Consider the following 13,506-nt stretch of genomic DNA (forward strand, 5'->3'; position numbering starts at 1 on the left):
ATCTTCGTGGCAACCAGCCCTTCGCGCACGTCGTTCACGTCGGGCAGGCGCAGATGCTCGGCGGGTGTCACGTAGCAGAGGAAATCGGCTCCCGAGCTGGCAGCGACCGCGCCGCCGATCGCTGCCGTGATATGGTCGTATCCTGGGGCGATATCCGTAACAAGGGGCCCCAGCACGTAAAAGGGCGCGTTATGGCACAGGCGCTTCTCCAGCTTCATGTTCGCGGCTATCTCGTCGAGCGCCATATGCCCGGGGCCCTCCACCATCACCTGCACGCCGGCGTCCCACGCGCGCTTCGTAAGCTTGCCGATCTCGATAAGCTCGGCGATCTGACCCGCATCGGTCGCATCGAACGTCGAGCCGGGACGCATGGCGTCGCCGATGCTGATGGTTACGTCGTGCTCATGCAAAATGGCCAGCACGTCGTCGTAGAACTCGTAGAAGGGGTTCTCGTTGCCCGTAGCTTCCATCCAGGCGAAAATGAGCGACCCGCCGCGGCTCACGATGTTGGTAAGACGCCCCGTTTCGCGAAACGACTCGATGGTGCGTCGGTTCATGCCGGCGTGGATGGTGACGAAGTCCACGCCGTCTTCCGCATGCGCGCGAACCACGCGCAGGAAGTCGTCCACCGTGATGTCTACGAGCGCTTTCTCCAGATAGCCGATGGCGTCGTACATGGGCACGGTGCCGATCATGGCCGACGACTTCTCGATGAGGCGCGTGCGGAACCCTTGCGTCTTGCCGCTGTTCGACAGATCCATGATGGCCTCGGCACCCAGCTCGAACGCCACTTCGACCTTTTTCCACTCTTCGGCTTCGTCGGCAAGGTCACCCGAAATGCCCAGGTTGACGTTGACTTTGGTGCGAAGCCCGCCGCCTACGCCTTCAGGCGAGAGGCTTGCGTGATGGATGTTCGCGGGAATGGCTATGCGGCCTGCAGCCACGCCCTCCCGGATGAATTCGGGGTCGAGCCCCTCTTTTTCGGCGACGATCGCCATTTCGCGCGTGACGGTTCCGGCACGTGCCGCATCGATCTGCGTCATGAAGCTCCCTTCGTTGGCATTACCCATGTCAGGTTCCTCGGGTCGAAGCGTGCGTCGGCGCTTCCTCTCAGCCTGCCCGGCCGCGATGCGGCTGCAAGCTCCCCGGTATGAAAAGGTACGCGATCAGTATAGCCGTCATCGCGAAAGAACAAGGTGGACCGGATGCGAACGACGGGTTTTTCACGGAAGCGGCGCTATGCGCGCATGGCAGCACGAAAGAATGCACCCGGACATGCCGGGAGAATGCGTGGTGCCCCCAGGAGGATTCGAATCTCCGTTTCCGGCTTGAGTGGCCGGCGTCCTTGGCCGCTAGACGATGGGGGCTTGTAGGCATCGAGACCCTAGTTCCAAAAAAGCCTCTTGAATGCGATCAGGAAGACGACCGGTTCTCCCCGTACAGTTCGGCAAGCACTTCAGCTGCCGCATGAACGAACCCGTCGATGTCCTCATTGGAGTGAGCAAGAGAAAGAAACAATCCTTCGAACTGGCTCGGGGCAACAAGGAATCCGCGATCGAGCATTCTCGAGAAATAACGCGAAAAAGCAGCGATGTCGCATGCACGAGCGACTTCGTAATCGCGAACGACCTCGGGCGAGAAGAACAGCGTGGCAAGAGAGCCCGATCGATTCACGGTACAAGGCGCACCCGCTTCGGCAATGGCCTGCTTGAGGCCGGTCTCCAGACGAAGCCCTTTGATCTCAAGCTCTTCATAGACCCCTGGACGTTCGAGAACCGCAAGGGTGGCGAGCCCTGCTTCCATGGCAACAGGATTCCCCGAAAGAGTCCCAGCTTGGTACACCGGGCCGCAGGGAGCAAGAGCCTCCATCACATCGGCTCGCCCTGCAAAACAGCCAACGGGAAACCCGCCGCCGATGATCTTCCCCAACGTGCAGAGATCCGGCAGAACCCCGAAACGTTCCTGAGCGCCGCCGAGCGCTGCGCGAAACCCGCTGATCACTTCATCGAAAATCAAAAGCGAACCTGAAAGATCGCATAAGCGGCGCAATCCTTCCAGAAAACCGGCCGCAGGGGGCACGACGCCCATGTTTCCCGCAATAGGCTCTACGATAACGCAGGCGACCTTTCCTTCATGAGCATGCATAACACGCTCGACAGCGTCGAGATCGTTGTACGCAACGACAAGCGTATCGCGTGCAGCACCTTTGGTAACGCCCGGCGTCCCAGGTATGCCAAGCGTGGCAACGCCGCTGCCCGCGCTTGCCAGCAGCGCATCGGAGTGGCCATGGTAGCACCCGTCGAACTTGATCACGAGGGGCCTGCCCGTGAACCCGCGCGCAAGGCGCACCGCGCTCATGGTGGCTTCGGTTCCTGAAGACACCATGCGCGCCCTTTCGGCGCACGGGACCAACGCGCATACCTTTTCGGCTAGGAGCACTTCCGCTTCGCAGGGTGCGCCGAACGACAGGCCCCGCTCAAGCTGGGAGCGCACGGCGTCAAGGACCTCCAAGGGGCGATGCCCCAGGATCATGGGACCCCATGAACCGATGAAGTCAACGTACTCGTTGCCGTCCACGTCGACAACGCGGCTTCCGAAAGCACGTTCGTAAAACACCGGAGCGCCCTCGACGTTCGCAAATGCGCGAACAGGCGAATTCACGCCCCCCGGTATGCACCTGCATGCCTCAGAGAACAGCGCAGCCGAACGGTTGCGCGAAAGAGCGGCGACTTTCATTGATCCTCCTCGAAGTATCGCATTGACGTCTTTTTGAACTCGCGCGTGGAATACAGCAAGCGCGGCGGACGCACGCTGATGCCTTCCTGGCCAAGGTTGAAATGCAGTTCGCTTGCCATGCGCTGGCAGCTTGCGCGGTCGTATCCGTGAATCATCGTATACAGGTTGTACGGCCACGTGACGCAACGAGGGCGTTCGTAGCAATGGCTCACGAGCAACGGAGCTGCCAACACTGCGCCAGCGGAAAGAACCTTGTCGTCGGGCACGTCCCACACGCCCATCGCGTTGCCGGCGAAGCCCATGCGCCGATGGCGAACCATGGCGCCGAAACGACGGGCAACTCCGGTCTCGAGTAACGACCGCGTGCGGTCGATCGCCCACGTCTCTCCAAGCGTCCGGTTCGCGTATTCCGACGCGACTTGTGCGGCTCGAGCAAAGGGACGCAACGTGCCAGCGAGGTCTCCCTGCAGGGCGCGAACCAGCGCACGGTCGGCGGCATCGAGCTCTTCGGCAACGATGCCGGACGGCTCGAGAGGCGCGTAGGCCGACGCAGGCTTCGCAGCGGCGCGCGCAAGATCGCCGCCGACCGACGTCTCGGCCACATCGAACGCAACGTTTATCTTGAACAGCCGGCGCGCAGGAAGCACGAGGCAGTCGTCGCACCCTGTTGCAGCTACGATACGCTTAAGTTCGGCATCGCGCTCCAACACGCCGCGCGCGATAAACGTGAACCACAGGTTGTACCGGTTATCGCGTTCGTAGCTGTGCGTGACGCCCGCATATTCGCCCACCAAAGCAGCAACGCGCTCGATCTCATCGGAAGCAACCGCCAATGCGACAAGCGTCGATGCGTATCCGAGACGAGAAGATTCGAAACTCGCACCGATACGGCGAACGATCCCTTCCGATCGAAGCGACTCCACGACGCAGTACGCCTCGCCTTCCGATAGGCCGCACGCCTCCCCAAGAGAGGCGTAAGGCCGCTCGCACAGGGGAAGCGCGTGCTGCACCTGCGTGAGAACCGTACGGGAAACCGCCGCCCCCAAGCTGTCGCACGTCGTACGTTCGACCGAAAAGAGACTGCTATCGTCATGCATGGCAATCCTCGACGATCCAACGAGCAGCGTCTTTGGCATGATACGTGATAAGAACGTCAGCACCGGCGCGCTTCATGGACAACAGCGTCTCCAGAACCACGCGACGTTCGTCGATCCATCCTTGCGCCGCAGCCGCTTTCACCATAGCGTACTCTCCAGACACGTTGTAAGCTACCACAGGGAACGCAAAGGAATCCTTCACTCGCCGCACCACATCAAGATAGGAAAGCGCCGGCTTCACGATGACCAAGTCGGCTCCCTCCTCGATATCGAGTTGCACCTCGCGCAGCGCCTCGTCACTGTTCGCGGGATCCATCTGGTAGGTCGAGCGATCCCCGAACGCCGGCGCAGAATCGGCAGCATCGCGAAACGGCCCGTAGTAACCTGACGCGTATTTCGCCGAGTACGCCATGATGGGCACCTGCGAGAATCCCGCTTCGTCAAGCGCGCGGCGAATAGCAGCCACGCGCCCGTCCATCATGTCCGAAGGCGCTACCATGTCGGCGCCGGCACGCGCGTGGCTCACGGCTTCTGCAGCAAGAAGCGCAAGCGTGTCGTCGTTTTTCACGTCGCCCCGTTCATCGAGTACGCCGCAGTGCCCATGATCGGTGTATTCGCACAAGCACACATCCGTAATCACATGAAAATCGGGCGCATGGCGCTTTATCGCGCGAACAGCTTCCTGCACGATTCCATGATCGTCGTACGCCTCGCTTCCCCGCGCATCCTTGCGTGCGGGCAACCCGAACAGGATAAGCGATCCCACGTGGCAACGTCGCAACTCGTCCACCTCGGACGCAAGCTGATCAACCGAAAGCTGGAACACCCCCGGCATGGATGCAACTTCGTTGCGCACGCCTGCGCCCGACCTGACGAACAGCGGATAGATGAAGTCGCTCGGGTCCAAAACGGTCTCGCGCACGAATGCGCGCACCGTGGGATTTGCACGCATGCGACGCGGACGGTAATCGGGAAATCTCATACGGTAGCCTCCTCTCCGACGCGCCTACGCGACGCCGATTTCCTCGTCGGTTAAGTAGCAAGCCGGATCAGGGCCCCATAAGTTGCCCGTTGCCGCTTCGCTGCGCACCCGAAAGTTTCCATTGCAGATAGCAAGCCAGCGACAGCGTTTGCACCGGCCCTCCACGAAGGGGCGCTTATCCTTGAGCCGGAACATGAGCTCGCTTTGCTCGGTTGCACGGCTCGTATCGGTCCATATCTCCGAAAACAAACGTTCGCGCACGTTCCCCAACGGGAAATGGCGCCAGAATTGATCAGCGTACACCTCGCCGTCCCAGCTTATGCAGCCAATGCCTGCTCCTGTCGAATTGCCGCGATTCCATTGGAGCAGTTGCAGCACCTCTTCAGCGCGGGCGGGGTCTTCCCGCAGCAGTTCAAGGTACACGAAGGGGCCGTCGGCATGGTTGTCCACGGTCAAAATCTCGGGCGATCCCCCGCGATCGAACCATGCCCGCGTGCGATCCATGATGAAGCGCACCGCCGCGCGAGTCTCCCCATGATCGAGGTCCTCGTCCATGAGCGCGCTGCCGCGCCCCGTGTACACCAAATGGTAGAAGCAAGCGCGATTGATGCCTTCGGTTTCCATGATGTCGAACACGTCGCCTATCTCGCGCCAATTGCGCTTGCTGATCGTCATCCGCACGCCAACCTTCATGCCGGCTGCCTTTGCGTTTCGAATGCCCTCGATCGCCCGATCGAAACTCCCGGGCAAACCGCGGAACCGATCATGCGTCGCGCGTGAACCGTCAAGGGATACGCCAACGTAAGACAGCCCGACCTCGGCGAAACGCTTCGCAAGGTCAGGCGTAATGAGGGTGCCGTTCGTCGACAGGACCACGCGCATACCGCGACTCTTCGCGTACTGCATCAACTCCACGACATCGGGACGCATGCACGGCTCTCCCCCCGAGAACAAAAGCACCGGCGCGCCAAACGTAGCCAGATCGTCGATCATGCGCAAAGCTTCGGTTGTACCCATCTCGTTTTCGTAGAGCTTGCATTCGGATCCGGCATAGCAATGCACGCACCGAAGATTGCACGTTCGAGTGCAGTTCCACACGACAACGGGCTTCTTGTCCCTCGAGAACTGAAGAAGCTCGCTTGGCAGGCTGCGCGAATTACGACCGTAACGCAGTACGTCAGCAGGTTCCACAGCCCCGCAATACAATTTCGATATCCCAATCATAAACGCTTCCTCACTTTCCTTCGGAGCATGCAGCCCGATGCTCGACAATAGCCTCCACCAAGCCGGGGATCGTATACTCCTTGGCTTCGGCAGCGATAGAAAAGCCTTCATCGAAGGCGGCAGCCGACGTGATGGGCCCGATAGAGTAGCAAGACAATCCTTCGAGCAACGACGAGGAGTCCGCAGAGACGTCGTTCACAAGGCTCGCAAAATTTCGCACGGTAGACGAGGAAGTGAACGTCACGGCGTCAACATCTCCGGCAAGAAGGCGCGATAACGAAGGCTCCACTGATTCCCGCGATGGGGCCACCGTTCGATACACGGGAACGACGTCGACCGAAGCTCCGCGCGCACGCAGCATGCTAGGCAGGATCTCCCGAGCTTCGAACGCTCGAGCAACAAGTATTCGATCGCCATCGGCCAAACCCGCTTCGATAAGCTGATCGGCAACCGCTTCCGCTCGGTACTCACAAGGCACGAAGTCGGCTGCAATGCCGTATCCTTTCAATTCCTCAGCCGTAGCCGGGCCGATAGCGGCAACGCGCGCACTCGCAAGCGCACGAGAATCCAAACCGGCATGCGACAACCGCTCGAAGAACGCCTTCACGCCATTCGCACTCGTGAACACCACGAAACGATACGACCTCAAGTCTGCTATGCACGCATCGACCTCATCATAGGAGGGAAGCGGCGCTATGGCGATGGCGGGCAGCTCCAAGACGCAGGCGCCAAGCGAGCGAAGCCGCAACGCCAACGCGCTTATCTGAGAACGTGCGCGCGTGACCGCAATGGTCATGCCCGCCAACGGCCCGGATTCGTACCAAGCGATGCGCTCACGCAAGGCAACCACCGCCCCGACCACGATAATAGCGGGCGCCTTGAATCCGGCAGCAGCTGCGCTTTCGGCTATCGTTGCCAACGTGCCCGAAAGCACCTCTTGATCAGGCGTCGTCGCCCAACGTACGAGCATAACGGGCGTTTCCGGATCCCGGCCAGCCTCCATGAGCTTGCGGGAGATGAGGGGCAAGTTTCGGACGCCCATGTAAAAGCACAACGTGTCCGCGCCGTGCGCGATGCCCTCCCAGTCGAGGGAGGACTCGTCTTTTGTCGGATCCTCGCTTCCCGCGATGAACGCGACCGACGATGCCATGCCACGATGCGTAACCGGCACGCCTGCATACGCCGGCGCAGCAATCCCGCTCGTTACGCCCGGAATGATCGAGCAAGCCACGCCGGCATCGCGGAGCGCGGCGGCCTCTTCGCCGCCTCGACCAAACACGAACGGATCGCCGCCCTTGAGGCGGACGAGCACCCCGCCGCCGCGCGCTTCAAGCCGGCGAGCCTTGTCAACGAGCAAGCTGTTGATCTCGTTTTGGGTTACGTGATTCGAAAAACCCTTCTTCCCCACGTATACGCACTCGGAAGAGCCGGGCGCATGCGCCAGAAGCAGGGGATTTGCCAAATAGTCGTACACCACGACATCGGCGCGTTTGAGCGCGGCGGCGCCCGCCACCGTCATTAAGCCAGGATCTCCCGGCCCTGCACCCACGAGAAAGACCTCTACGCGACCGATCGGCTTTGGCGTTGTCATGCAAGCCGCCTTTCATCGCCTGCAACACGCGCCTCGTCAAGAACAGCGCGCGCTCCAAGAGACTCAAGATCCTCCACGGCTGCAAGGGCGAGCGCACGAGCCTCACGCACAGCCTGCTCGGTTTCGACAAGGCAGCCAGGCTGCGAAAGCTTCGTGCGCAGCCGACTCCTCAATGCGAGAGTGCCGTCCAATCTCCCCGCAAACGCGTCGAGAACCAGTTCAGGGCCTTCGAAGCGGGCATAGGCTCCCAGGGGTACCTGGCACCCTCCATCGAGAGCGCGCATGACGCAGCGTTCAGCCGTCACGCATACGTTGGTGACCGCATCGCACACAAGAGCGCAAACGCGAGCTACGGCTTCGTCATCAGCGCGTATCTCGAGCCCAATCGCCCCCTGCCCTACGGCGGGAACCACAACGTCGACAGGGAATGCTTCGACGATTTCGCGCTCCCAACCCATACGCTTTATCCCAGCGGCGGCCAAAACGATAGCGTCAAGCGATCCATCGCGCACTTTAGCTATCCGGGTATCCAGGTTCCCTCGAACCTCCATGTACTCGAGATCGTCGCGCACCGCTCTCAGCTGAGCAAGACGACGAAGAGCACCCGTTCCCACACGCGCGCCGGAAGGCAAGGAAGCGAACGTCGCGCCCGGCACGGCAACGAGGGCATCGCGGGCATCCGCTCGTTCCAAGCACCCCGCAAGCACAAGACCTTCCGGCAGCACCGTGGGAACGTCTTTCATGGAGTGAACGCATACGTCTACACGACCATCGAGCAAGGCTTGCTCGAGCTCTTTCGTAAACAGCCCTTTGTCACCTATTTTTGACAAAGCCACATCGAGAACCCGATCTCCTTTGGTCTTCACGACCTCGATCTCGACCTGGATATCCGGACGGACAAGGCGCAAACGGTCGGCAACGTGATGAGCCTGCCACAAAGCAAGTTCGCTGCCACGAGAGCCTATTTTCAAACAAGGCATGGAGCATCCTTTCGGTCATGAGGGCATGCACCGCAACCGCGACGAGCGCAAGCAGAGCCGGAGGACAGTCGACACATGCGGCCATCGTCGCTGCGGCATGAGAATCCCTGCGGGTACGCGTCAAGACCGAACAGATAGCGTGCGGCTTCGGTATAACGGTAAGCGTCAGGATCGCTTGCTTGCTTGCGCAAGCGGGCCGTGGGTCCATGAAGCAGTTTTTTCGCCACAGCGTTCGCAAGCGAATCAAGCACCGCGCGCTCGCCGTCAGACAACGCGCCCTCCCGAAGCGCGGCAAGCGCTTTAGCGGCGCGAGCAACTTCCAGCTCGCACACGTCACGAGCCTTGCCATGCATCTGCTTCACCGTAGGAGTCACCACTTGCTCTTGCATCCAAGAAAGGAAGTCGTCAACCTGTTCAGCTACAAGAGCTTCCGCTCGCACCGATTCCGCTGCGCGAATACGAGCGTTGCCGGCTGCTTCTGCGCCAATATCATCAAGATCAAAGCAAACGATCCCTTCCATGCGCGCACATTCGGGGTCGACCGCTCGAGGCATCCCCACATCCACCGTCACAAGACGGTGCGATCCATCGATCCGCTTCTTCAACGAACGAGACATCATGGCACGAGTCACCAGCAACTCTTCGCCGCCAGCGCAAGCAACCACCAGATCGGCTCGGGCAAGCTCCTTCTCCAACTGGTCGATTTTCACCGATTTGCCACCCACACGAGCTGCAGCTTCTCTCGCACGCTTGAACGTGCGATTAACCACCGTAATGTTTTCCACTCCACGCTCTTTGAGGTACCCGAGAGCAAGCATTCCCATTTCGCCGGCGCCCACCACAAGCGCTCTTCGTCCGTCCAACGTCCCCAGCTCTCGTTCGGCAAGTTGAACCGCAGCCGTGGAAATCGACACCGAACGACAACCGATAGCCGTCTGATCCCGCACGCGCTTTCCAACTTCGAGAGCGCTGCGAAACAGCCGGCGCGTCACCTCGCCCACCGCACCAGCGCTTTCGGCGGCCGCAAACGCGCGCCTTACCTGGCCGATGATCTGAGCTTCGCCAAGCACGATTGAATCAAGCGACGAAGCAACTCGAAACAAATGCTCCACCGCTCCCGGACCCTGCTTCACGACAAGAGCCTGGGCAAGCGCTTCCGCATCGGCGTCTTTCATGCCAGGAAGACCCTGTAGGAAATCAAAGATAGCTCGTATTCCATCAGTCACGGTGACAACCGTCGCATACACCTCGGTGCGGTTGCACGTGGACAGAACGACCGCCTCCGACACCACGTCATTCGAAACAAGGCACTCAAGGGCAACGTTCAGTTTTTCGGAAGGTACAACCAGCTTTTCCCGCAGCTCTACGGAAGCGCTTGCATGGCTCACGCCGGCAGACAAAAGCATCATCGCGATTCGCCAGCCTTAAAGCCCGACTCGTCGGCGGCATCGAGAGCTTCGATGTAAACCGATTCCGCATCAAGAACCTCGCCGGCGCGAAGACGACCGAGCAACCCCAGATCACATGCCGCCTCGAGCACGGCAGCGCGCTCGGTTTCGCCCCCCGAGATACGATCGCGAACGAGCATTCGCACTTCAGACAGTAAATCCGTGTATACCGCCCAATCATCCGAATAACGCTCTTCCAACTCGCATCGCAAACGCTTCGCCAGCACCGGCGCAGCGCCGCCAGTAGATACGGCAAACTGCAGTGATCCGCGTCGAGCAACGGACGGCACGATAGAATTGCAGTGCTGCGGATCGTCCGCGACGTTGGCCAGAACACCGCGCGCCTCGGCTTCGGCATAAACAGCTTCGTTGATTGCCGCGTCGTCGGTTGCGGCGTACACGAGGAACGCCCCTTTCAGATCACCTTCGCCATAAAGACGTCGCTCAAGCGTCACCGAACCCTCGTTCACCCGAACTTCCAGGCCCGCCGTAACGTCAGGAGACACAACGCGTACGCGTGCACCCGCCTTCAAAAGCCCGTCCACTTTCCGCTCGGCGATACTTCCACCGCCTACCACAACGGTAAAACGTCCCCGTACGTCAAGAAACACTGGATAATACGGCGTACACGTACGCGGCTTTTCCGGAGCACACACCGCAACTGAGTTGTCCATACGACCTCCTCATAACTGGTCTCCTTTCCCAGCGATCAGCACAACCGCCCTGCTTTTCGCACATGAAGACACACGAATGCCCAAGCCGCGCACGTCGACTCTTCGGTTCGTTTCGAACCTCGTTTGAACTTGTCTCGGATTCTCGTCTTTCGCCTTGCGCTTTCTTAAAGCACAAGGGCCATCGTCTTCAGTCGATTCTCGATCGACCGCAAGCGCAGCATAAGACATGACGCAACGTCGCCGTCAACCATCTTTTTGAAAGAGATTTGCTACATGCGGGACGCACGTTTTGCGACCGCATTCCCGCACAACGAAAGAAGCGGATCGAACAAACGTCCGCAAGCATTGTAGATAACGCGCGAAGAAGAGGAGCGCACGTTCGAAACGATCGGAAGTCTTCCCTAGAACGTTCCACGCGAAAACAACAGCGACGAAGCAATGCCGCTTTCAAAAGGACGCCCGAACAACTACTCCGACGCCCCGCGCGAACGGCGCTAGTTGCGAACAGCCTCCGATAGCGGGTAGAACACGTACAGCGTGCCCGATTCGACGGCCACAGTTGCCGGTTCGCCCGTCAACTCGTTGGAAAGGCCGCGCGACGTGCGGTTCGAAAGCGGCTCGTCGTCAAGGGAGTAGGCCATGCCGCGCTCGATGACGCCCTCAGCCCGATCATTGGCGGCGAACACCGACACCGTCCCGAATTCAAGGAGCGGCAACTCGAACACGTCCGGACCGGTCAGCAGGCGCACCGCGTACGAATCGGCTATGGCCGTGATATAGGCGCCCTGCTCTGAGAAGCGCGCGAACAACTGCAGGTTCGCAACGGTATGGTCGAGCCGCCCGCCCAATCCGCCGTACACCAGCAACTCGTCGTAGCGCCATGCCAGGGCTTTCTCGATGGCCAGCTCCATGTCGCTCTGATCCTTTTGCACGGGATAACGGGATACGCGCTTGCACTTCGGCACGTATCCAAGCGAATCGAAGTCGCCCACGGCCATATCGGGAGCCACGCCGATGCCCTCTAGATGCGCGAAGCCTCCGTCGACGGCGATCACATACTCGATCTCGCCCGATTCGCGCCGTGCGAGAAAATCATCTGCGTTGAAATCGATCGCCCCCACCAAAGCGCAAGCCGCCATATCGTCCGTCCTTTTCGCATCGTTGTCGTTCGACCTGTCAGCATAGCATAGCGCGCAAACGCAGAGCTCCACAACGAGTCCTTGGCTTCGCTCGCAAAACCCTCGCCCAACCGAGGAGACGCAATGCGGCCTTCATCGCCTTGAAACATCGGTTTTTCGAGGGGCTTCGAGTTTCACGCAAGCGCGCCGCTTTCGATTTGCTAGAATACCATTCGCGAGCGGGCCAGACGATCGCGCATCTTCGGATGTGAGGAAAGTCCGGGCTCCACAGGGCAAGATGCCAGCTAACGGCTGGGCGGGGCGACCCGACGGACAGTGCCACAGAAAAGAAAACTCCCCCGCGAACACGCGCTTCGGCGCGCGGCAACGGGAGAAAAGCTGAAACGGTGCGGTAAGAGCGCACCAGCGCGTCGGCAACGGCGCGGCTTGGAAAACCCCATCTGGAGCAAGCGCAAATAGGAACGCGATACGGCTGCCCGTCGTACGTTCGGGTTGCGTGCTTGAGGCGCCTGGCGACAGGCGTTCGAGATAAATGGTCGTCCAACGACAGAACCCGGCTTACCGACCCGCTCGCACTTCTTTCCACCTCGCGGCACCTACCCCGCCGCCCACTACCCCGCGCCCCGCATCCCTCACCCCTGAGCCCCGAGCCTGACCGCAGATTCGACTCCGCTGTCAAAACGGATGAGTTTTGCTGATGTTCAAGCAAGGATAATACAAGGCGACAAGCTTGTGACCTGGTACAATGAAAAACGCATCAAGCAGAGCGATGCCGCCAGGGCGAAAAATCGCCGCAAAACTCGTCCGTTTTGACAGCGGGCGGCACGAAAGGCTCCGGTACGGAAAAGCGCGGCAGCAGGCGGCACGAACGTCGCCGACGCGGGGGAAGCGCGACAGCGGAACTGCACGAACGTCGCATCACGCGGGGAACAGCGAATACGCGCTCCCTTCGGGCGAGACATGCTCCCGTATCCGCACTCCGAAGGCATGCTCGATAGCCCCCGTTTCCAGAACCTCGTCCACCGTGCCGGCCGCCGTCGCGCGCCCGCGCTCCATGACCAGCAGCCGATCGGAATAGCGCAACGCAAGGTCAAGATCATGGATGACCATGACCACGGTCTTTCCCTGCTCCCGATTCAAGCGTCGTACCAACTCCATGAGCTCATGGCATGCGCGAATGTCCAGGTACGTGGTGGGCTCGTCGAGCACGACGGTGTCGGTATCCTGCGCCAACGTCATGGCGATGAACGCGCGCTGACGCTCTCCGCCGGACAAGCGCCGCAGGTCATGATGGCGAAAGCGCGCGACCCCGGCAAGTTCAAGCGCATGCTCAACATGGTCGCGATCCTCGCGCGAAAGCCTGCCTTGATGCGCCTGGTACGGATAGCGTCCGCATGCCGCCAGCTGCTCCACGGTCATAGCCGGGGGACGCCCGGCCTGAGCAAGCACGGCAACGCGCCTTGCCCGCTCTTTGGGCTTGCATCCCAAGGTGGGAACGCCGTCGATCAGCACCTCGCCCGCACTCGGCCGCACTATGCCGTCCATCAGCTTCACCATAGTCGACTTGCCGCACCCGTTCGGCCCCACCACGCTGGTCACCGCACCGTGAGGAAACGCAGCGCTCAACCCCTCGAT

11 protein-coding genes, 1 tRNA gene, 1 other RNA gene and 1 riboswitch are annotated in these 13,506 nt (G+C 60.5%); of the genes, 1 reads left to right on the forward strand and 12 read right to left on the reverse strand.

Features of this window, described 5'->3' with window-relative positions; translation table 11 throughout:
• The 11 genes from thiC to ACMNI9_RS08245 form a co-directional block, all read right to left on the reverse strand.
• Positions 1–1,070 (reverse strand): phosphomethylpyrimidine synthase ThiC (gene thiC, locus ACMNI9_RS08195; RefSeq protein WP_418831538.1); only part of this gene is annotated, 1,070 nt, incomplete at its 3' end.
• A riboswitch (TPP riboswitch) is annotated at positions 1,032–1,158 on the reverse strand. Its footprint overlaps the gene before it by 39 nt.
• Positions 1,159–1,291: 133 nt before the next feature.
• Positions 1,292–1,367 (reverse strand) — tRNA-Glu (locus tag ACMNI9_RS08200).
• 46 nt (positions 1,368–1,413) lie between these two features.
• Positions 1,414–2,736 carry a glutamate-1-semialdehyde 2,1-aminomutase gene (gene hemL / locus ACMNI9_RS08205; protein WP_114567227.1) on the reverse strand — a complete coding sequence of 441 codons (1,323 nt, stop codon included), beginning with the start codon at positions 2,734–2,736 and terminating at the stop codon, positions 1,414–1,416.
• Positions 2,733–3,833 (reverse strand): Lrp/AsnC family transcriptional regulator, encoded by a 1,101-nt coding sequence (locus ACMNI9_RS08210; RefSeq protein WP_216529430.1) that lies wholly within the window; start codon positions 3,831–3,833, stop codon positions 2,733–2,735. Before ACMNI9_RS08210 ends, hemL begins: the two co-directional genes overlap by 4 nt.
• Entirely contained in the window at positions 3,826–4,815 is a 990-nt protein-coding gene (gene hemB / locus ACMNI9_RS08215) for a porphobilinogen synthase (RefSeq protein WP_114567225.1), read from the reverse strand. Before hemB ends, ACMNI9_RS08210 begins: the two co-directional genes overlap by 8 nt.
• A 24-nt stretch (positions 4,816–4,839) precedes the next feature.
• Entirely contained in the window at positions 4,840–6,039 is a 1,200-nt protein-coding gene (gene ahbC, locus ACMNI9_RS08220) for a 12,18-didecarboxysiroheme deacetylase (RefSeq protein WP_418831541.1), read from the reverse strand.
• A 10-nt stretch (positions 6,040–6,049) separates the two neighbouring features.
• Entirely contained in the window at positions 6,050–7,630 is a 1,581-nt protein-coding gene (gene cobA, locus ACMNI9_RS08225; protein ID WP_114567223.1) for a uroporphyrinogen-III C-methyltransferase, read from the reverse strand.
• Positions 7,627–8,610 carry a hydroxymethylbilane synthase gene (gene hemC / locus ACMNI9_RS08230; RefSeq protein ID WP_114567222.1) on the reverse strand — a complete coding sequence of 328 codons (984 nt, stop codon included), beginning with the start codon at positions 8,608–8,610 and terminating at the stop codon, positions 7,627–7,629. The genes cobA and hemC overlap by 4 nt, the downstream gene beginning before the upstream one ends.
• Positions 8,598–10,019, reverse strand: a complete 1,422-nt coding sequence (gene hemA / locus ACMNI9_RS08235; protein WP_418831542.1) for a glutamyl-tRNA reductase — start codon at positions 10,017–10,019, stop codon at positions 8,598–8,600. Before hemA ends, hemC begins: the two co-directional genes overlap by 13 nt.
• Complete coding sequence (locus ACMNI9_RS08240; RefSeq protein WP_418831544.1) at positions 10,016–10,732, reverse strand: precorrin-2 dehydrogenase/sirohydrochlorin ferrochelatase family protein; 717 nt, start codon at positions 10,730–10,732, stop codon at positions 10,016–10,018. The genes hemA and ACMNI9_RS08240 overlap by 4 nt, the downstream gene beginning before the upstream one ends.
• Positions 10,733–11,226: 494 nt before the next feature.
• Positions 11,227–11,871 (reverse strand): thiamine diphosphokinase, encoded by a 645-nt coding sequence (locus ACMNI9_RS08245; RefSeq protein WP_114567243.1) that lies wholly within the window; start codon positions 11,869–11,871, stop codon positions 11,227–11,229.
• A gap of 215 nt (positions 11,872–12,086) precedes the next feature.
• Between ACMNI9_RS08245 and rnpB the strand changes: the two genes are divergently transcribed.
• Positions 12,087–12,448, forward strand: an RNA gene (rnpB, locus tag ACMNI9_RS08250) — RNase P RNA component class A.
• A gap of 341 nt (positions 12,449–12,789) precedes the next feature.
• On the opposite strand, the gene ACMNI9_RS08255 is transcribed toward rnpB, so the two are convergent.
• Positions 12,790–13,506, reverse strand: a 717-nt coding sequence (locus ACMNI9_RS08255; RefSeq protein ID WP_418831546.1) for an ABC transporter ATP-binding protein, incomplete at its 5' end; no start/stop codon positions are given.

This window comes from Paraeggerthella sp. (assembly GCF_048427265.1).
GTDB classification, from domain to species: domain Bacteria; phylum Actinomycetota; class Coriobacteriia; order Coriobacteriales; family Eggerthellaceae; genus Paraeggerthella; species Paraeggerthella hominis.